The organism is Pengzhenrongella sp. (genome assembly GCF_036565025.1).
Taxonomy (GTDB): Bacteria; Actinomycetota; Actinomycetes; order Actinomycetales; family Cellulomonadaceae; genus Pengzhenrongella.
Genome location: NZ_DATCNW010000142.1, coordinates 1 through 20,637, shown reverse-complemented (window position 1 = coordinate 20,637; position 20,637 = coordinate 1). Strand labels below are relative to the sequence as shown.

The following is a 20,637-nucleotide window of genomic DNA, read 5'->3' as shown; positions in this document are numbered from 1 at the left end:
ATCTATAGACCGCGCTCAGGCTGACACGTCGGGAGGGGGTGGCTACAGGACGAGCTCGGGCTGCAGGCGGGTGGTGGTCCAGACCCGGCGGCGGCGGGCGGCCCACGTCGTGAGGGCAAGCGCGCCGAGGAGGAACCCGGCGAGCACCGCGGCGTCGCCCGCGGCGATCCCGAGGTTGCCGCCGTAGAGCAGCTGGCGCAGGCCCTGGACCGCGTAGCTCATCGGCAGGAACTGGTGCAGCGCGCTCAGCGGCTCCGGCAGGGTCTGCCACGGGAACGTGCCGCCCGCGGTGACCAGCTGGGTGAGCATGAGCACCAGGCCGAGGAACTGCCCGACGGCCCCGAACCAGACGTTGAGCGCCTGCAGGATCGCGACGAACGCGGCCGAGATGAGCACCAGGAACAGCGCGGTGAACCACGGGTGCACGGGTTCGATCCCGAGGGCGAGCCGCACCACGGTGAACATCGCGGCCATCTGCACGACGCCGATCAGCGCGGGGGTGAACCAGCCGCCCAGCGCGGTGCGCAGCGACGACCGGCCCGCCGCGAGCGCCCGCTGGGACAGCGGCTTGACCAGCAGGAACAGCACGTACGCGCCGATCCAGGCCGACAGGCTGAGGAAGAACGGCGCGAGGCCGGCCCCGTAGGACCCGGCGGCCGAGAGCGCGTCGCCGTGCACCCCGACCGGGTCGCCGATCGTGACCGCGGTGCCGTCGACCGTCGTGGCGTCGGGGTTCGGGATCTTGTCCCGGCCGTGCGCGAGGCCGGTGTGCAGGTCGGACGCACCACTCGCGAGGGTCGCCGCGCCGGTCGCCAGGTCGCCCGAGCGGGCGTCGAGCTTGGCCGCACCGGCGGACAGCGTGCTCGCGCCGGCGGCGGCCTGGTCGGCCCCGGTCGAGGTCTTCGCGGCGCCGGTCGCGAGGGCATCGGCCCCGCCCGCGGCCTTCGCGGCACCGGCCGCGAGGTCGGACGCACCGGTCGAAGCGGCGGCGGCGCCGTCGGCCGCGTCTCCGATGCCGCGGGTGAGCTTGGGAGCGGAGGCGGCGAGCTTGGCCGTGCCGTCGGACACCTGCTGGGCGCCCGCCGCGAGGGTGTCGAGTTGGGTGGAGGCGCCGTCGACCTTGGTCGCGGCGTCCGTGATCGGGGTGCGCAGGGTGTCCAGCTGGTCGAGGACCTGCTTGGCCTGCGCGTCGTCGAGACCGGCGTCGGACAGGTCCTGGGCGATCTGGGCCCGGGTCGCGTCGAGGTTCCCGACGGCGGTGTTGGCCGCGGCCGCGGCGAGATCCCCCTTGGCGGCGACGTCGCGGTTGCCGTCGGCGACCTGCTTCGCGCCGCCGGCCAGCCGCGCGGTGTCCGCCGGCATGGTCGCCGTCTGGTCCCGCAGCGTGTTCAGGCCGGTCGAGAGCTGCCCGGTTCCGGTCGCGAGCGAACCCGCGCCGTCGGACAGCTGCCCGACGCCGGTCGCCAGCGCGCCCGCACCGTCGGACACCTGTCGAGCGCCGGTCGCGACCTTCCCGGTGCCGTCGGCGAGGGTGGCCGCACCCGCGGCGAGGGTCCCGGCGCCGTCGTGCAGGGCGGACGACCCCGCCGCCAGCCGCGCCGCGCCGTCGTCGACCTTGGCCGCACCGTCGGTCGCCTTGGCGACGCTCGCGTGGATCGAGACGAAGCCGTCCAGGAAGTCCCGGGCGGCGGCGGTGCCGACCTTCGTCGCGAGGGTCGCGCGCACCTTCGCAGTGATCTGGTCGGCGATGGTCCGCGCGAGGTAGTTGTTCGCGTCGTTCGTGACGAGCGTGAGCGAGGCCTGCTTGGGCTTGAGGTTCCCCGCCGAGGTCAGGTCGCGGGAGAAGTCGGTGCGGATGATCAGGGCCGCGTCGTAGACCCCGGTGCGCACGCCGTCCTGCGCGTGCGCCTCGTCGGTCTCGGTCCAGCCGAAGCCGCCGTCGCGCTCGAGGCTCTTGGCGACGTCGCGCCCGAAGTTCACCGCCTTGCCGTGCTGCTTCGCGCCGGTGTCCTGCACCACGATCGCGGCCGGGACAGCGTGGAGGTTCGCGTACGGGTCGCCGTTCGCGAACAGGTAGAGCCCGCCGTACAGGGTCGGGATGAGGGCGAGCGCGATCATGGCGATCTTGGGCAGGCGCCCTGCGGTCAGCCGGCGCAGCTCGGACCAGCCGAGGGACAGCGCGCTCATCGGGCACCGACCGGGGTACGGAGCAGCTGCTCGTGCAGGGTGACGACCAGGGGGTCGTGCGCGGGATCCGGGCCGGGCGGCGCGGCCGCGACACCCAGCAGGCCGGCGGCCGCGGGGGTGCACTGCGCGAGCACCGCCAGGCCGCGGCGCGCGAGGGTGCCCGCGAGGTCCCACCACTCGCTCGGGTGCCCGCCGTGCCGGTCCGGCAGGGTCAGCACGATCGCCCCGACCGCCGGGCGGGCGGCCGCGAGCTCGGCGAGCACGGTGGTGCGCACCGCCGCGGGGAGCAGCTCGACGCGCCGGTCGGCGGCCTCGAGGAGGTCGTGCGCGACGAGCCAGGCCGTGACGTCCTTCGGGAAGGCGCGGCGCCCGGCGAGGCCGAGCTCCTCCGCGACCAGGGTCCGCAGCGGCAGCGCCTCGTACGGCTCGGAGATGCCCGGGACGTCGACCACGGCCGTCGTCGCCCGCAGCGCCCGCTCGACCCGCGGCGAGCTCGTCGAGCGCGAGTCCAGCAAGACCATGCCCGACGACGGCCGCAGCCGTCCGGTGGCCGCGAGCGCGAGCGCGGTGTGCCCGTGACCCGGCTCACCGACGACGAGCATCCGCTCACCGGAGCGGAGCCTGAGCGAGGTCGGGGTGAGCATCGGGCCGTGCCGCCCGTCGACCGATACCTGATCCAGCACGATCTCCACGAGAACTCCTTGACGCACCTTGGTGTGTGCGGCTACTCGGCTGGTGGTGCCGGTCCGCCGCGCCGCCCAGGTCGATCCGACCCTGCGAGCCACGCGATTCCGCACTATTGACCTGCAGACAACAACTAAGGTACGACTATATTGACTGTTGGTCAACAAGAGTGGAGACGAGAGTTGTGGCACGTCGACAAGAACCCGCCGACCGGCGGCGCGCGCTGCTCGAGCAGGCGATCGCCATCGCGCGGGGCGAGGGCCTCGAGGCGGTGACCGCCGAGCACGTGTGCCACACGGCCGGCACGTCCAAGGCGTTGGTGTTCCACTACTTCGGGTCGGTCCGCGGCCTGCGGCTCGCGGTGCTCGAGGGCGAGGTGGCCGACCTGCTCGCCGCCACCGCTCCCCCGCTCGACCTGGCGCCGGTGGACCGGCCGGCGGGCGTGCTCGCCGCGTTCCTCGACCACGTCCGCCTGCGCCGCGGGATCTGGCTCGGCGTGTGGCGCGGGCCCCTCGCGGGCGACGACGCCGCGCGCGCGCTGCTCGAGGTCGCGCGCCTGGAGATCGTGAACCGGATGGTCTCCACGGCGAGCGGTGACGACCGCCCGGCGAACCCCCGCCTCGAGCTGCTCGCCCGGGGCTGGGTCGCCCTGGTCGAGGAGGTCGCCGCCGGCTGGGTGAGCGGGGCGGACGTCAGCCGCGACGAGGTCGCCGGGCTGCTGCTCGCGAGCCTCGCGGTGCTGGTGCCGGAGCTGCCGACGACGTCGGCACTCATGGTCCGCGAGGTGACCGGCGCGGGGTGAGCGGGCGGTGAGCGGCCGGGAGGACCGGGTGCCGGGCGTTGTGGCGGGCGAGACGTTGGCCGTGACGCTCGGTGTATGGCTGGGTGTAGCCAAAGTGCGCCGGGGGTGCACCTTCGATACACCCAGCGCTACACCCTGACCCCGATTCGCTACCGGACGTTGGGCGCGGCCCAGCGGCCGACGACCACCGTGCCGTCCAGGTCCTCGGACCTCACCACCCGCGGGACCAGGCCGTTGCGGGCGATTGCCTCGGCCGTGTGCGGCGCCTGGGCCTCGCTCGTCTCGATGAGCAACCAGCCGCCCGGCGCGAGCCACGCCGGCGCCCCCTCGATCACTCGCCGCTGCACATCGAGCCCGTCCGCGCCGCCGTCGAGCGCCACCCGCGCCTCGTGCAGCCGGGCCTCCGGGGGCATCAGCCGGATCGCCTCGCTCGGCACGTACGGCGCGTTCACGACCAGCACGTCGACCCTTCCGCGCAGCGTGGCGGGCAACGGCTCGTAGAGGTCGCCCTCGAACACCCGACCACCGGCGTCGGCGAGGTTGCGGCGGGCGCAGCGCACCTCGGCCGGATCGACGTCGGCCGCGTAGAGCTCGATGGCACCCACGGCCGCGGCGATCGCGGCGCCCACCGCACCGGTCCCGCAGCACAGGTCGAGGACGACCGGTCGCGCGGCGATCGGGCCCGTCGCACCAGCAGCACCTGAAGCGCCAGCGGCACCTGCCTCGACTGCAGCGGCTGCAGTGCTCCCGGCGGCCGCCGCCCGCAGCAGCTCGAGCGCCTCGCGAACAAGGAGCTCAGTCCGGCGCCGCGGGACGAACACCCCGGGCTCCACCACGATCCGCAGGCCGCAGAACTCCGCCCAGCCGATCACCTGCTCGACGGGGAAGCCGGCGACGCGCCGCTCCACGAGCGCCGCGAGCTCGGTCGGCGTCTGGGCCGCGGCAAGCAGCAACCGCGCCTCATCCTCCGCGAACACGCATCCGGCGGCCCGCAGCCTGGTGACGACCGCGGGATAGGAGAGCTCGGTGGTCACGAAGGTCCGTTCGTCAAGGTTCCTGGCCCGCCACCCGGCGTGTGGCGGCGGTCTGGCTACAGTGCCAGACGCGGCCGGCTCGGCGTCGAACGCGGCGAGATCCTCGGGCACCAGTGGGTCGACAACGGGCCGGGCTGGCTGGCCGTGCGGCTCGCGACGGCAGGTCGGCGGACGAACCGCGATCCGCGTCTCAGGAACCGTCGTGTTCGACTAGGGCGGCAGCCCGGCGGCTCACGGGCGGGCGGCCACCGTGTGCGCAATCCCTGCGGACACCATGACCCACCCCGTGTCGGTCCCGACCTGCGTCGGCACCGACCGGTCGTCGGTCGTCCCGTCACCGAGCTGGCCCAGGTGGTTCCAGCCCCACGCCCAGATCGTCCCGTCGGTCCGGAGCGCCACGGAGTGCAGGCCGCCGGCCGCGGCCGAGGCCCAGTCCGAGCCGGTGCCGACCTGCGCCGGCGTCGAGCGGGGGACCTCGGAGGTCGTTCCGTCGCCGAGCTGGCCGGCGTCGTCGGCGCCCCACGCCCAGAGCGTGCCGTCGGTCCTGACCGCGAGCACGTGGCCGCCGCCGACCGAGACCGACGCCCAGTCGACGTCGGACCCGACGCGCAGCGGTGACGTCCGCGCGGCTTCGCTCGTCGTGCCGTTGCCCAGCTGGCCGGAGCCGTCGGCGCCCCACGCCCACAGCGAGCCGTCGATCTTGATGGCCGCGGTCACCTGCTCGCCGGCCGAGACGGCGGCCCAGTCGGCGTCCGTGCCCACCCGGACCGGTGCGGACCGAGCGGTGGTGGACCGGTCGCCGAGCTGGCCGTTGGCGTTCGAACCCCACGCCCACAGGGTGTGGTCGGCCCTGATCGCGAGCGTGTGCTGGTCCCCGGCCGAGGCCGAGACCCAGTCCGAGCCGGCGCCGACCCGAACCGGCGCCGACCGGTCGACCGTCGTCCCGTCGCCCAGCTGGCCGAGGTCGTTCGCGCCCCAGGCCCACAGCGTGCCGGTGTCCTTGATCGCCACGGTGGTCACCGCGCCGGCGGAGACCGAGGCCCAGTGGGTGTCGGAGCCCACCCGCACGGAAGCCTGGCGGTCCACCGTCGTGCCGTCGCCCAGCTCGCCGTACGCATTCCAGCCACGCGCCCACAGGGTGCCGTCGGTCTTGATCCCCACGGTGTGGAACCCGCCGGCCACGACGGACTCCCAGTGCGTGTCGACACCGGTTTCCACCGGGTCGGACCGGTTCGCCGTGGTGCCGTCGCCCAGCTCGCCGTCGGCGTTGTAGCCCCACCCGTAGCTGCGCAGGAGCGTGCGGCCCGCGGCGGTCACATGCAGGGCTGCCTCGACCGTGAAGCCACCACGGGTTGCGGTCACCGTGTGGTCCCCGACCTCGGTCGGCGAGCAGGTCGCGCCCGCGCACGCCGCGTCGCCGTCGGCCGCGAAGGTGGTGCTCGTGGTCACGTCGCCCATGCTGAAGCCATAGGCGTCGAAGGCCTCGACGAGGTAGGCCTGCGACCCACCGGACACGATCGTGGCCGACGCCGGCGTGATCACCAGCCGGTCCACGACCGGGACGCGGTCCGAGTACTCGTCGCTCGCCACGAGCCGGCCGATCACCGCCTCGAGCCGGGCGCCGGCCTGCACCCGGCTCACCCAGGCGAGGCGCCCACCAGGGTCGACGCCGCGGTCCAGCAGGTTCCGGTAGTAGCCGTCCAGAACCGTCCCGAGGTGCTCGGTGGAGCTCAGGAAGGCGAGCGCGACGCGGTATCGGCTGCCGTCCGGGGCGCCGAGCCTGGCCACCCAGTACTCGACCTCCGCGTTCCCCGGGGTACGCCCGAGCACGTCCTGGAACAGCCCGCGAACCCAGTCCCGGTTGGTCGCGCCGGACCCCGCGTAGTGCTCAGCGGAGGCAAGAAGGGCGCCCGACACGTTCTGGATCGTCATCCCGCGCCGCATCCCGTCGGTCCAGCTCGCGACCGCGCCGGGCTCGGGCGCCCGGCCGAGGTAGTGGTCGTACGCCTCGCGTACCAGCCTGCCGCGGTACTCGGTCGAGGACGTGATCGAGTTCGCGACGGCGACCCGCGGGGTGCCCGATCGGAGCGCTGCGGACCAGCCCGCGAGGCCGCCGGGGTCCGGTGCGCGGTCGAAGAGGTCGCGGTAGGCGCGCGTGATGAAGCGCTCGATCTCGAACGGCTGGGTGAACACGAGCCGGTTGGGTGTGTCCGCGGTCGCGTTCCCGATCGCGTTCGCGGTCGCGTCGCGCAGCAGCCGGGCGCCGACCTGCGCCGGGGTCCAGGTGGGGTGCTTGGACAGCACGGACGCGGCGGCGCCGGCGACGTGCGGGGACGCCATCGACGTCCCCGAGATCGTGTTTGTCGCCGTCGGGCTGGTGTACCAGTCGGACGTGATGTCCTCGCCGGGGGCGTAGAGGTCGACACACGGCCCCGCGTTCGAGAAGTCCGCCTGACGGTCCTGGCGGGTCGACGCGGCGACCGTCAGGGCGGTGGGCGTGTCGGCGGGGGAGAACTGGCAGGCGTCCGACGCGGAGTTGCCGGCCGCCACGACGAGCGTCACGCCGTCGCGCACCAGCGCGGTCGCTGCGGCGTCGATGCTCGGGGACCGATCACCGCCCAGGCTCATGTTGGCCACCGCAGGATCGCCGGCCCGGTGGTTCGCGACCACCCATTCCATGCCCGCGATGACCTGGGCCGTGGTGCCCCCGCCCCAGCAGTCCAGGACGCGCACCGGCACGATCGTCGCGCGCTTGGCCACCCCGTACCGGGCGCCGGCGATGGTGCCCGCGACGTGGGTGCCGTGGCCGTGGCAGTCGGCGGTGCCGCGGCCGTCGGGGACCGCGCTGTACCCCGCGATCACCCGGCCCCCGAAGTCGGCGTGACCGGCCCGCACGCCGGTGTCGATCACGTACGCCTTCACGCTGTGACCGGCCGGGTCGTAGGTGTAGGTGCTGGACAGCGGGAGGGGTCGCTGGTCGATCCGGTCCAGCCCCCAGGGTGCGCCGGGTTGCGTCTCGTAGGCGTGGATCGGGGCGTCGGCCTCGACCGCGTCCACCGTCGGGTCCGCGCGCAGGACCGCGGCCTCGATGGAGGTGAGCCGGGCAACCATGCCGGGGAACACGTGGGTCAGGGTCGCGGTCACCCGTGCGCCGTCGACCGCCGCGGCCTGCGCCTCCTCCGGCGCGTCCGCGCCGGCCTTGAACCGCACGATGTAGGTGCGCTCGGGTGCGGGCTGGACGCCGATGGCCGACGACGAGGCGGCGTACGAGGCGGCGGTCCAGGCGCCGGTCGAGGCCTCGGCCACCGGGCCGACCGTGACGGTCAGGAGCGACGCCAGGACGACGGACCCCATCGCCGCTGACGGCCCGCGCCGGCGCGACCTCAACACCATGCGAATCTCCAGTGAAGAACACCGAAACGGCCCCGCCGGGCGGCTTCGAGCTCGAATCGTCCCAGGCGAACGGCATGGAATCGTGCGTTGACGATGACAGATGCGCGGCGTCCGGCGCCGAAATCTCGTCCGGATTCGCCGCGTTGCGACCAGTGTTCATTCGAACGGTCCAGTCCCGCTGGGCCGGCCGGGCACACGCCTCGGGCACTGGGCACCGGGGACGACGTCGGCGCTCCCCGCGGAGGGGAAGCGCCGACGAAGCTGCGCGTGGCCGGCGAGTCAGCGCCGGACGACGGTCACGGTCGAAGGGCCACCGTGAAACCTTCTCCGGCCGCGACCCTGGCCCAGGTGATGGCGGTCCCGACCTGCACGGGCGCATTCCGGTCCGTGGTCGTGCCGTCGCCGAGCTGGCCGACCTCGTTGTCGCCCCAGGACCACAGGGTGCCGCCGGACGTTACGGCCACTGTGTGCTCGAAGTTGGACGAGACATAGGACCACGTGGTGCCGCCCACCTGCGTCGGCACCTTCGTGTCACCCACCGCTCCGAGCCCGAGCTGCCCGAAGTCGTTGTTGCCCCAGGACCAGAGGTGGCCTGCGGTGTCCAGAGCCAGCGCGCTGTAGGAGCCGGCCGATGCCGAGGCCCACGCCGTGCCGACGCCGACCGGCACCGGCGTGGACCGGGGGGTGAGCGTGCCGTCGCCGAGCTGACCGTCCGAGTTCTCGCCCCAGGCCCACAGGGTGTTGTCGGTCTTGACCGCGACCGTGTCGAGGTCGCCCGCGCTGACGGACGCCCAGTCGGCGGCGGAACCCAGCCGCACCGGCGTCAGCCGGGGGGTGCCGGAGGTCGTGCCGTCGCCCAGCTCACCCTCGTCGTTCCTGCCCCACGTCCACGCCGTGTGGTCGGTCGTGACCGCCACCGTGTGGGCGTACCCGCTCGCCACCGACGCCCAGGTCGTACCGTTGCCCACCTTGACCGGCACCGACCGGTCGGTGGTCGAGCCATCGCCCAGCTGGCCGGAATCGTTGCTGCCCCAGGCCCACAGCGTGCCGTCGTCCTTGACTGCGAGCGTCTGGTCGGACCCCGCCGTCACCGAGGCCCAATGCGTGTCGGTCCCGACCTGCACCGCGATCGAGCGGTCGGTGAGGGTGCCGTCGCCGAGCTGGCCGAACTGGTTGTCGCCCTGCGCCCAGAGCGTGCCGTCAGTCTTGATCGCGACCGAGTGCCCACCGCCGGCGGCGACCGAGGCCCAGTGGGTGTCGAGGCCGATCTGGACGGGAGCCGACCGGTCGGTGGTGGTGCCGTCGCCCAGCTGGCCGAACTCGTTGTCGCCCCAGCCGTAGCTCTTGCTGCCCGGGGCACCCGCGACGAGCACGTGCATCGTGACGGTGCCCGTGGCTGCCCCGTTGGTGCCCGTCACCACGTGGTCTCCGACGTCGGTCGGCGAGCACGTCGCCCCCACGCACGGGTTGCCGGCGACCGTGAACTTCGTCGCCTTCGTGACGTCGCCCAGGGCGAAGTTGTACGCGTCGAAGCCCTGCGCCTGGAGGACCAGCGACCCGCCCGAGGTGATCGTGCCCGACGCCGGCGTGAACGTCAGGCGCGCCACGACGTCGGCCCGGTTCCAGTACTCGGTGGTCGCGCCGGCTGACGACGACGGCATTGTCTCGCCCGTCGGCCGCAACGAGGAAACCGACCAGGAGTACCTCGACGTCGCGCTGACCACGGGCGAGGCTTCGGCGAACGGCTTCACGACCGTCGAGCAAGGGCCAGGAGTTCGGGTGCCACGGGGCGACCAGCCCGCATGGCGATCCGCCCCGACGGCCAGATCCTCGACGTCGGCCGCGAGAAAGGGACCTCACGCAAACAATTGCGGCGCGCGATCATCGCCAATGACAAAAATTGCCAGTACCCGGCGTGCTGCGAGACTCCAGCGCACATTGCTGAGCGCTCAGCACGCCGTCCGCTGTGCGTCGAGATCCAACGACTTGCGTATCGAGCTGAACCCCAACGCGCGAACCTCGTCGCAGAACGCCGACGGCTCGAGCTCGTACTCCGCGTGCAGCACCGGTTTGCCCGCCCGGACGAAGGGCAGCAGCCGCTCGCACTCGTCGTACTGGGCGCACTGCTCGTTCACCGCGGCGTCGACCTCGAGGTCGAGCGGGCCGGAGAGCTGCCACTGCCAGGAGACCTGACCGGGCGGGACCCACCGACCGGGCGCCGGCGCCTCCGCTGAGGTGGCGGCCGACGTCGCGCCGGGCGGTGCGGTCGCGGGCCGTTCGGTCGTGGGCTCCGACGTCGGCGGAGCACCGCAGCCGCTCAGCCCGACCAGCAGCGCGACCACCCCGATCAACCGCACTGCCGGCATCGAACGTCCCCCACGAGCGAATCACTGCGTGAACCGAACCGACGAGTGCTGGACGTCGACGCGGAGATCGAGCGTTTCGGCGGCCGAGGTCCAGCACTCGCGACGAGCCGGGTCGGGCTCAGTCCAGCGCGGCATCCAGCGTGATCTCGGCTCCGGTCAGGGCCTTACTCACGGGGCAGGTCTTCTTGGCCGTCTCGGCGGCCTGGAGGAAGCCGGCCGCATCCATGCCCTCGACCTCGCCGCGCACGGTAAGGGCGATCTTCGAGATGCGCCAGCCACCGGCCGGGTCGGGCTCGAAGCTGACGTCGGCCGTGGTCTGCAGGGCGATCGGGGTCCCGCCTGCCGCGGCGATCTGGCCCGAGAGCTCCATCGAGTAGCACGAGGAGTGCGCCGCGGCGATGAGCTCCTCGGGGCTGGTGATGCTCGCCGCCACGTCGGCGGTGCGATCGGCCCAGGTGACAGGGAAGGTCCCCGTGTTCGAGCTGCTCAGCTCGACCTGGCCCGCCCCTGAGGCAAGGGGGCCGTTCCATGCGGTCCGGGCAGTGCGGATGGCGACCATGACGCTCCTCGGGTCCAGACGTCGGACGCCGATCGACGCCCGAACTGCACCGTAGGCCGAGTGCGCCCGCTGCGCCGCCCGTGTGTCAGCCCGTGAACTCTCAGCCCGTGAACTCCCAGTGCCAGGGCTCGGGCTTGCTCCCGGACGGGCTGGCCCAGTCGGGCTCGGTCCAGCCGAAGTCGCCCGCGTGGGCGAGCATCCACTCGTGCTGCCTCGCGCCGAAAGACTGGATGCCGTCGCCCAGGTCGACCGCGACTCCCAGCCCATGGTTCGACTGCCCGGGGACCGCGCACAGGGTGCCCTTGGTGATGGAGCAGGACACCTGCGACGCGTACGACCGGTAGGAGTCCGTCACGGTCATGTCGTTGCCGAACTCGGCCTTGTAGGCGATGTCCATCTTCGCGAGGGCGTCGGCCGCGTCGCAGCGCAGCGTCTCGCCGGCGGCGAACTTGATGTCGCACAGCGCGCTGGCCGGGATCATCCCGTTGGCGTAGCTGGCCACCGACCGGCGCTGGGCGGCCTTCTGCGCGGCAAGATCCGCAGCCGCCTTGGCCTTCGCGGCGACGACCTGCTGCGCCTGCACCTTGGCGGCCGCCTCGGCAGCGGCAGCCTTGGCGGCGGACATGTTCGCCTCCGACGTGGCCTTGATCTTGGCGGTGAGCTCCGCGACCTTGGCCGCGGCCTTCTCGAGCGAGACGGCGACCTTGTCGGACGGACCGGCGGCGGCGGGGGCGCGGAACGCGGACCCCGGAGCAACCTTCGCCGTGACCGGCGTCGGCGTCACCGCAGCCTGTTGAGCTGTATCGCTCTTGGCGACGGCCCCGGCGGGGCCGGACGAGCCCTCCCCGGCGGCTGAGCTGCCGGTACTCGAATCGGTACCCGCGGGCTTGGCGGCCGGCGCAGCCGAGGGATCGGCCGTCGGGGCGGCCGAGGGATCGGCGGTCGGCGTCGCGTCGCCGACGGAACTCGGCGCCGGGCCGCGCGTGACGCCGCGGGACGCGCGGGTGGATCCGCCGGCGGCCGCGGGGGCGGCTGCACGGCTGACGGGGACCTGGTCGATCAGTCCGTTCAGCGTCGCGACTGCGTCGGCGAGCGGGGCCAGGTCGGCCTTGCTCATGGAGCCGGACGCGGACGTCTGCACCACGGTCGCCTCGGAGACGGCTGCCTGCGCCGTCACGACGGCGCTGGCGCGCTCCTCGGTGATCACGGCGCGTTTGTGCGCCGCAGCAGCGACAGCGGTCTGTTCGGTAGCGGCCGCGACCCGCTGGGTGGTCATCTCAGAGAACGTGTAGCCGCCGAGGGCGAGCACCAAGGAGAGCGCGAGCGCGCCCTTGGCGGTCTTGCCTCGAAGTCGTCGGGTGGTGGGGGCGCTCGCGGGCGCGGCCGGAGCGCGATGCCGGCCACGGGAGGAGAGCCGCTGGTCCGGCATTCTGTCACTCACGCGAAACACGTTAACAGAGGTCGTTACCAATCTGTGACAATGTGGCGAGCCTCACACAATCTGTGACGCACGCGTGACACACGACTACGCTGGGTTCATGGACGTTCTCCCCACCGCCCCGGTAACTCCCCCGATCGGGCAGCCGCTCGTCCACGGATTGGACGACCTGTACGACATCGGTCGCCTCGCGGACCGGCTCGGCGTCGAGCACGCGACGATCCGCGTCTGGCTCTCCCGCAAGGTGCCGTGGCTGCCTCCGCCGGACGGCCGGCTCAACGGTGGTGCGGTGTGGCGGGCCTCGACGCTCGAAGGCATCGAAGACCGGCGCCTGCCCGGCCGCCCGGGTCGCAAGCGGCACGTCACCGAACCGCCCGCCTGAACCAGCCCGCCTGACCCACCTCACCTGCCGCCGCCTGACCCCACCCCGTCTTCGCCGAAGAACCAGCGGCATGCGTACCCACCCGTGCGAATACGCTAGGACCAGGGTCTCGCCGCTGGCTGCGGAGGTGGACGATGACGGACCTCGAGCGCGCCGGCGACGTCGCGGCCGCGATGGCCGCGCTGGACCGGCGGTGGTTCCTCCCGCCGGAGCAGCGCGCCTTCGCGGACCAGGACCGCCCGCTGCCGCTGGGCCACGGACAGACCAACTCTCAGCCGTCCACCGTCGTGGAGATGCTGCGGCTGCTGCACGTCCCCGTCGGAGCCCGCGTGCTCGACGTCGGCGCCGGCTCGGGGTGGACGACGGCGCTGCTCGCGCGCCTCGTCGGTCCGACCGGGACGGTGCTCGGCGTCGAGCTCGAGCCCGAGCTCGCCGAGCTCGGTGCCGCGCACGTCGCGGCCTGCGCGACGCCCTGGGCCACCGTCGAGCTCGCCCGGCCCGGCGTACTCGGCCACCCGGTCGCGTGCGGCTACGACCGGATCCTCGTCTCGGCCGCCGCCCGGGAGCTCCCGACCGAGCTCGTCGACCAGCTCGGTGACGGCGGCCGGATGGTGCTCCCCGTGCGTCGGACCCTGTGGCTCGTCGAGCGCGACGGCGACCGGGTCGAGACGTCCGCGCACGGGTCCTACCTCTTCGTCCCGCTGCGCTGATGAACCCGAGGCACCTGCGACCGGAGACCGCGGCGCCCGCGGTCATCGCCCGCGCCCGCGGCCTGGTCAAGACCTACGGGACCGGCGAGACGGCCGTGCGCGCCCTGGACGGGATCGACGTCGACTTCGCCCGGGCCAGGCTGACCGCGATCATGGGCCCGTCCGGCTCCGGGAAGTCAACCCTGATGCACTGCATGGCGGGCCTGGACCGCTCGACGTCGGGCAGCGTCGTGGTCGACGGCGCGGAGATCAGCGCGATGAACGAGCGCCAGCTGACCAAGCTGCGCCGGACCCGCCTCGGCTTCGTGTTCCAGTCCTACAACCTGGTCCCGACCCTCACCGCGGCGGAGAACATCACACTGCCGCTCGACATCGCCCGGCGCCCGGTCGACCGGGCCCTGTTCGACGACGTCGTCGCCGCCGTCGGCCTCGCGGACCGCCAGCACCACCGCCCGGGCGAGCTCTCCGGCGGGCAGCAGCAGCGGGTCGCGTGCGCGCGGGCGCTGGTCTCGCGGCCGGCTGTGGTGTTCGCCGACGAGCCCACCGGCAACCTCGACTCGCGCTCGTCGGGGGAGATCCTCACGTTCCTGCGGCGCTCGGTGGACGACTTCGGCCAGTCCGTGGTGATGGTGACCCACGACCCTCTCGTCGCGTCGATCGCGCACCGGGTGGTGTTCCTCGCCGACGGGCGCCTCGTCGGCGAGCTGCCCGACCCCACGACGGGCACCATCCTCGACGCCCTGCGCGAGCTGACCTGATGCTCCGGGTAGCCCTGCGCGGGATCAGGGCGCACGTCGTGCGCAACGCGCTGTCGGTGCTCGCGGTGATGCTCGGGGTCGCGTTCGTGGCGGGCACGTTCTCGCTGCGCTCGATGCTCTCCTCGACGTTCAACGAGATCGTCACGAGCGCGCTCACCGGCGACGCGTACGTGCGCGGCGCCGATCCCGCCGGCTCGAGCGACCCGGTCGGTCAGGGCGTCGGCGACGCGCGCAACGCGATCCCCCTCGCCCTCGCGGACGACATCAAGGCGGTCGACGGCGTCGCGCTCGCCCTGCCCGACGTCGGCGGTCCCGCCGTGCTCGTCGGGGCCGACGGCGCGGCGGTCGCCCGCGGGCAGGCCCCGAGCTTCGCGCAGGGGCTGTATCCCGACGAGCCCGCCGTGCAGATCTCCGCCGGCCGCGCGCCGGCCGGGCCGCACGAGATCGCGCTCGCCGCCGAGACCCTGAAGGACGCCGGCCTCGCGCTGGGCGACCGGACGAAGGCCGTGATCGCCGGCGAGGTACGAACGGTGCGGGTCGTGGGGGAGGTCCGGTTCGGGGCGCCGCTCGCGGGCGCGACCATCGTGTTCATCGACGTGCCGACCGCGACGCGCGCCTACGCGCCGAACGGGAAGATCCAGACGATCACCGTGCACGCCGACCCGGGCGTCAGCGAGGGCACCCTGGTGGCCCGGCTGCGGCCCGTCGTCGCCGCGGCGGGAGCGGCCGCCGGCACGCCGGCCGAGGCGGTCAGCGGGGACCGGTTGCGGGCCGACGCCCGCGCGCAGATCGAGCGCGCGCTCGGCTTCATCGAGACGTTCCTGCTCGTGTTCGCGGGGATCTCGCTGTTCGTGGGCGCGTTCATCATCGCCAACACGTTCGCGATGTCGGTCCGTCAGCGGATGCGCGAGTTCGCGCTGCTGCGCGCGGTCGGCGCCTCCCCCGCGCAGGTGTTCGCGTCGATCCTGATCCAGGCAGGCGTGGTCGGCGTGGTGGGCTCGGCGCTGGGCGTCCTGGCGGGGTTCGGCCTGGTGACGGTGCTCCGCGAGGTGCTTGCCCGGTTCGGGATGAGCCTGTCGGGGCGGATCCCGCTCGACGCGTACACGGTCACCCTCTCGCTCGCGATCGGCACCGCGGTGAGCCTCGCGGCCGCGGCGCTGCCGGCCCGCCGCGCGGCCCTCACCCCGCCGGTCGAGGCCATGCGCGACGACGTCGTGGTCACCGAGCGCACGCTGCGCTGGCGCGCACTGGTCGGGACGTTGCTCACCGGGGCCGGGGCGGCGTCGGTGCTGCTGGCCGTGGCGCGGCCCGCGCCCGACGGCGGCCCGCTGCTCGGGTTCGGCGCCGGCGCGGTGCTGGTCGGCGTGCTGCTGCTCGCGCCCGTGATCGCGCGCACGGCTCTCGGCTTCCTCGCGGCGGTGTTCGTCGCGGCGCTCCCGCCGATCGGCCGGTTCGCGCGCGGGAACGTCACCCGCAACCCGCGCCGGACCGCGAACACCGCCGGCGCACTGATGATCGGGATGGCGCTCGTCGGCGCGTCGAGCGTCCTCGCGTCCTCCGCGCAGGGCTCCACCCGCTCGATCGTCACCGAGACGTCGACCGCCGACTTCGTGCTGCGGTCCGCCGACCTCTCGGTCCCCACCGGCGCGCTGGCCGCGGCGTCCCGCGTCGACGGGGTCGCGGCGGCGGACGCGGTCACCCTCGGCTCCGTGCTGGTCGCGCCAGTCGGGCACGCGGCGGGGCCGCCCACGACCGTCGTCGGGCTGGACCCGAAGGCGTTCGGGCGGACGATGGACATCCCGGCGACCGCCGGCTCGCTCGCGAACTTCGCGGCCGGCCAGCTGGCCGCGCAGCAGACCGCGGCGAAGCGCGCGGGCTGGCGGGTCGGGACCTGGCTCCTGCTCACGTCCTCGACCGGTTCGGAGACCGTCCGGATCGGAGCGATCGTCGACTCTCCCGCGATCCAGGCCCCGCTCGTGCTGCCCACGGCCCTGTTCGAGGCGCTGGTGCCGACCTCCCAGCGCCTGGTCAACCTCGTCTTCGTCAAGGCCGCGCCCGGCGCCGACCTGTCGGTGCTGCGCCACGGGCTCACGACGGCGGTCGAGCCGTTCGTCGTGGTGTCCGTGCTGGACAACGAGCAGTTCGCCGGCGCGCTGGCGAAGCAGGTCGACCAGATCCTGGTGATCCTCTACGCGCTGCTCGCGCTGTCGGTGGTGATCGCGATCCTGGGCATCGTGAACACCCTCGCCCTGTCGGTGATCGAGCGGACCCGCGAGATCGGCCTGCTCAGATCCGTCGGCCTCGGCCGGCTGCAGCTCGCCGGGACGGTCACGATCGAGTCGGTGCTCACGGCGCTGTTCGGCACGGTGGTCGGGGTCGGGGTCGGCGTCGCGCTGGCCGCGGCGATGCCGACGGTGTTCTCCGACCAGGGCCTCACCACGCTCGTCGTCCCGTGGGACACGGTCGGATGGATTCTCGCGCTGGCCGCCGTCGTCGGCGTCCTCGCCGCAGTCTGGCCCGCCATCCGAGCCGCCCGCCTGCCGGTGCTGGACGCGGCCACCACGGATTAGCAACCAGCCCCTCGGTACAGCCCTGTGCATCCCCTGGGCGGTTGTCGGTGACTGCCGCTAGGTTGCTGAAGAGCGGTTTGTCATGATTCGCCGGCGCCCCGCACGACCCCGACGTCCCTGCACCTCGCGGAATGAGATCCCCGATGCGTCGACCGTTGCTCGCAGCCCTGACCAGCCTCGCCGTCGCCGCGGCGACCGCCATCGGCGCCGCAGGCGCCACCGCGGCCCCCGAACCCGGACCGGGCTCCTCGGGCATCTCGCGGGCCGCCGCCACGCTCCCCAAGGACAAGGTCGCGCCGGCGCTGGGCAGGGCCGAGGGTCAGGTCACGGCCTTCGTGCAGCTCGCCGCGCCGTCGGCCGTCGAGGTCGCCAGGTCCGGCGCGAACGCCGCCGCCGTGCACGGCGCCGCCACGAAGATCAACGCCCTGGCCGCCGCCGTCGTCCCGCACCGGGTCACCGCGCTCACCGCGAAGGAGTCCGTACCGCAGCGCCTGTCCGTGACGACGAACCTCGTCGCCGGGACCCTGGTGACCGGCGACGCCGCGCAGATCCGCGAGCTGGCCGCGTCCGACCGCGTCGTCGCGATGTACCGGATCGTGCCCAAGAAGGTCGACAACTTGGGCACCGACGCGTTCACGCGCGCACTGGACGCGTGGACCGCGACCGGGGCGACCGGTGCGGGCGTCCGCATCGGCGTCATCGACACCGGGCTCGACTACACCCATGCGGACTTCGGCGGTCCGAGCACGCCCGCGGCGTACGCGAACGCGTACGGCACCAACGGAACCGGCCCCATCCCGGCCGGGTCCTCCGACCCCACCAAGTTCCTCGGCGGCTACGACTTCGCCGGACCGGACTACGACGCCGAGGACCCCACCTCGGTACCCGCGCCGGACGCGAACCCGATCGACTCGGGATACAAGGGCGGGAACGAGGGCCACGGCTCGCACGTCGCGGGCACGGCCGCCGGGTTCGGGGTCCAGCCGGACGGCACGACCTTCCGCGGCGACTACGGCGCACTCACGAATCTGACGAACTGGAAGGTCGGCCCCGGATCGGCACCGCAGGCCGGCGTGTACGCCCTGAAGGTGTTCGGTGACGCGGGCGGCTCGACGAACCTGGTGGTAGACGCACTCGACTGGGCCGCCGACCCGAACGGCGACCACAACTTCAACGACCACCTCGACGTGCTCAACATGTCCCTGGGCTCCGACTTCAGCCCCGCCGACGACCCGGAGAACCTGTTCGTCGACCGAGCCACCGACCTCGGGATGCTCTCGGTCATCTCGGCGGGCAACGGCGGCGACATCACCGACGTCGGCGGCGCGTCAGCCAACGCGCGCACGGCGCTCACGGTCGCGGCATCCGTCGGCAACACCCAGACCTTCGACGCCGTCGAGGTCACGGCGGCCACGAACCCGGCGCGGATCGGCCTCCAGCCGGCCCAGAACTCGGTGGACTACACCGGGACCACAGACGTCACCGCCCCGGTCGCCTTCATCGGTGCGACGGTCAGCGGCTGCACCTCGCTCGCGGACCATGCGGCCGCGCTGGCCGGCAAGATCGCCTGGCTGTGGTGGGACGACAACGACGCCACGCGCGAGTGCGGCAGCGCGACCCGCTGGGGCAACGCGGAGGCGGCCGGCGCCGTCGGGGTGCTGATCGGTACGCAGGCGCCGGTCTTCACGTCCGGGATCGCCGGCAGCGCCACCCTGCCCGGTGCGCAGCTCACCGCGCACAGCACCGCCCTGCTGCTGCCCGAGATCGAGGCGGGCACGCTCGCGGTGCACCTCGGCCCGTCGCTGGCCGGTCAGGCGTTCGTGCACGACGACACCCTCGGCGACACGCTGACCTCGTTCTCTGCGCGCGGGGAGCACGGCTCGCTCGGCATCATCAAGCCCGACGTCGCAGCCCCCGGCAGCAACATCTCGTCGGCGGCGTCCGGCACCGGCAACGGCGCGAACGCGCTCAGCGGGACGTCGATGTCCGCCCCGCACGTCGCGGGCATCGCGGCGCTGGTGCGCGGCGCGCACCCGACCTGGACGCCCTCGCAGGTCAAGGCCGCCGTGATGAATACCGCGACGCACGACGTGTACCGCGACAAGGGTCCGGGCGGCCCGGTCTACGGCCCAGCCCGGGTCGGGTCCGGCCGGGTCGACGCCCTCGACGCCGTGCGCACCCGCGTGCTGGCATACGCCACGGCCGACACCGGCCTGGTGTCGGTGACCTTCGGCGTCGTGCCCGTCGGTGGGACGACGGTGGTCCAGCGCAAGACCGTGTCGGTCCAGAACACCGGCCGGAGCGCGGTGACCTATGCCACCTCCTTCGCCCGTGCCACGACCGCGGGCGGCGCGACCATCACCACGTCGCCGGCCTCGATCACGGTCCCCGCGGGCGGGACCGGCCTGGTCACCCTCACGCTCACCGCGAATCCCGCCACGCTCTCGAAGGACCTTGACCCGACCCAGAACGCGACCTACGACCTCGGTGGACCGATCCCGCGTGACTTCGTCGCGGCCCTGTCCGGTCGCCTCGTGCTGACCCCGCGGTCCGGGGGCGAGCTGCGGGTCCCGGTCCAGGCGGCCCCCAAGCTCGTCAGCAACCTCACCGCGCAGCCGGTCGTGTTCGCGAATCCGGGCGCGCGAACAGCCCCGCTCACGCTCACCGGACGCGGCGTGAACGCCGGCGGCTGGACCTCCCTGATCGCACCCATGCAGCTCGCGGCGACCAGCCCCAAGCTCGACGACGTCCTCGGCATCGCGACCTCACCGTCGTCGGTCCGGGCCGGCGACCTGCGCTACGTCGGGTTCTCCTCGACCGCGCCACAGCTCAAGGCCGCCCACCTCGATCCCACCGGCGGTTCGCTCGCCATCGGGATCGCCACGGACGGCGAATGGGCGAACCTGGGCAGCGCCGTCCTCCCGGTCATCGACACCGACCTGGACGGCGACGGGAGCCCCGACCTGCAGACGGTCGTACAGAAGTTCAGTCCCGACGTCGACATCACGACCGCGCAGACGTACTCCTACGCGACCGGCGAACTGCTCGACGAGGTCCCCGTCAACAGCGTCTTCGGTGACATCGACACGACCGTGTTCGACAACAACGTCCTGGTCATCCCGATGACACTGGCCAACGTGGGCATCACTCCCGGGGTCGTCCCGACGTTCTCGGTGTGGACGTACTCGCTCTACGCACCGGACGGCAGCAACGTCGTCGACCAGGTCGCGCCGTTCTCGGTGGACCCGTACCACCCCGCGTACTGGTTCGACGGCGGGGTGCCGAACTCGCTGCTGTTCGTCGGGGCCCCCGGCACCCCGGTCATCGTGCACCGCGCGGCGACGCCCGGGACCGCGGCCCCGAAGCTGCTCGTGCTGCACACCCACAACGCCACGACGACGAGCCGGGCGCAGGTCGTGGACGTCACCGGCCCGACCCCGAGGCACACGAGCACGACGCTCTCGGTCGGCGGGGAGCTGCGGGTCGGGGCCGAGCTCACGCTCACCGCCCGGATCGCCCCCGACTCGGCGAGCGGCGCGGTCCGGTTCCTGGACGGCACCCGCCGGCTCAGCTCGGCGGCGGCCACCAAGGGCGTGGCGAGCGTGCAGGTAAAGCTCGGCGCCGGGAAGCACACGCTGACGGCCGTCTTCGTGCCCGCCGAAACAACGTGGGCGACGTCCGCGTCGGCGCCGGCGACGGTCGAGATCGCGCGCTGACCGTCGCCACTCACACGCAATACCCCACCCCCAACGCC

General features: G+C 73.4%; 14 protein-coding genes. 6 read left to right on the top strand and 8 right to left on the bottom strand.

What is annotated here, in order from left to right; all coding sequences use genetic code 11:
* Positions 1-42: 42 nt before the first annotated feature.
* On the bottom strand, positions 43-2,187 hold the full coding sequence (locus tag VIM26_RS08325; RefSeq protein ID WP_331950050.1) for a YhgE/Pip domain-containing protein: 2,145 nt from the start codon (positions 2,185-2,187) through the stop codon (positions 43-45).
* A complete protein-coding gene (locus VIM26_RS08320; RefSeq protein WP_331950048.1) occupies positions 2,184-2,879 on the bottom strand; it encodes an ATP-binding cassette domain-containing protein in 696 nt (231 codons plus the stop codon). The genes VIM26_RS08325 and VIM26_RS08320 overlap by 4 nt, the downstream gene beginning before the upstream one ends.
* Positions 2,880-3,055: 176 nt before the next feature.
* Between VIM26_RS08320 and VIM26_RS08315 the strand changes: the two genes are divergently transcribed.
* Complete coding sequence (locus VIM26_RS08315; protein ID WP_331950046.1) at positions 3,056-3,673, top strand: TetR/AcrR family transcriptional regulator; 618 nt, start codon at positions 3,056-3,058, stop codon at positions 3,671-3,673.
* 149 nt (positions 3,674-3,822) lie between these two features.
* Here VIM26_RS08315 and VIM26_RS08310 read toward each other — a convergent pair whose 3' ends face one another.
* From VIM26_RS08310 to VIM26_RS08285, 6 genes are all read right to left on the bottom strand, one after another.
* Positions 3,823-4,707: a putative protein N(5)-glutamine methyltransferase gene (locus VIM26_RS08310; protein ID WP_331950044.1), complete on the bottom strand. Its 885-nt coding sequence runs from the start codon at positions 4,705-4,707 to the stop codon at positions 3,823-3,825.
* Between the two features lie 231 nt (positions 4,708-4,938).
* Positions 4,939-8,100: a S8 family serine peptidase gene (locus tag VIM26_RS08305; protein WP_331950042.1), complete on the bottom strand. Its 3,162-nt coding sequence runs from the start codon at positions 8,098-8,100 to the stop codon at positions 4,939-4,941.
* Between the two features lie 296 nt (positions 8,101-8,396).
* Positions 8,397-9,761, bottom strand: coding sequence for a hypothetical protein (locus tag VIM26_RS08300; protein WP_331950041.1), 1,365 nt, complete (start codon positions 9,759-9,761; stop codon positions 8,397-8,399).
* Between the two features lie 288 nt (positions 9,762-10,049).
* A complete protein-coding gene (locus VIM26_RS08295; protein WP_331950039.1) occupies positions 10,050-10,466 on the bottom strand; it encodes an endo alpha-1,4 polygalactosaminidase in 417 nt (138 codons plus the stop codon).
* A 118-nt stretch (positions 10,467-10,584) separates the two neighbouring features.
* Positions 10,585-11,025 carry an OsmC family peroxiredoxin gene (locus VIM26_RS08290; protein WP_331950037.1) on the bottom strand — a complete coding sequence of 147 codons (441 nt, stop codon included), beginning with the start codon at positions 11,023-11,025 and terminating at the stop codon, positions 10,585-10,587.
* 100 nt (positions 11,026-11,125) lie between these two features.
* Positions 11,126-12,466 (bottom strand): D-alanyl-D-alanine carboxypeptidase family protein, encoded by a 1,341-nt coding sequence (locus VIM26_RS08285; RefSeq protein ID WP_331950035.1) that lies wholly within the window; start codon positions 12,464-12,466, stop codon positions 11,126-11,128.
* Between the two features lie 97 nt (positions 12,467-12,563).
* On the opposite strand from VIM26_RS08285, the gene VIM26_RS08280 reads away from it, so the two are divergent.
* The 5 genes from VIM26_RS08280 (at position 12,564) to VIM26_RS08260 (ending at position 20,599) form a co-directional block, all read left to right on the top strand.
* Entirely contained in the window at positions 12,564-12,845 is a 282-nt protein-coding gene (locus tag VIM26_RS08280; protein WP_331950033.1) for a hypothetical protein, read from the top strand.
* Between the two features lie 134 nt (positions 12,846-12,979).
* The gene (locus tag VIM26_RS08275; protein WP_331950031.1) at positions 12,980-13,555 is read left to right on the top strand and encodes a protein-L-isoaspartate carboxylmethyltransferase; all 576 of its coding nucleotides are present in this window, start codon (positions 12,980-12,982) and stop codon (positions 13,553-13,555) included.
* Positions 13,555-14,313, top strand: a complete 759-nt coding sequence (locus VIM26_RS08270) for an ABC transporter ATP-binding protein (protein ID WP_331950029.1) — start codon at positions 13,555-13,557, stop codon at positions 14,311-14,313. Before VIM26_RS08275 ends, VIM26_RS08270 begins: the two co-directional genes overlap by 1 nt.
* Entirely contained in the window at positions 14,313-16,883 is a 2,571-nt protein-coding gene (locus VIM26_RS08265) for an ABC transporter permease (RefSeq protein WP_331950027.1), read from the top strand. Before VIM26_RS08270 ends, VIM26_RS08265 begins: the two co-directional genes overlap by 1 nt.
* 143 nt (positions 16,884-17,026) lie before the next feature.
* Entirely contained in the window at positions 17,027-20,599 is a 3,573-nt protein-coding gene (locus tag VIM26_RS08260; protein WP_331950025.1) for a S8 family peptidase, read from the top strand.
* Positions 20,600-20,637: the final 38 nt, after the last annotated feature.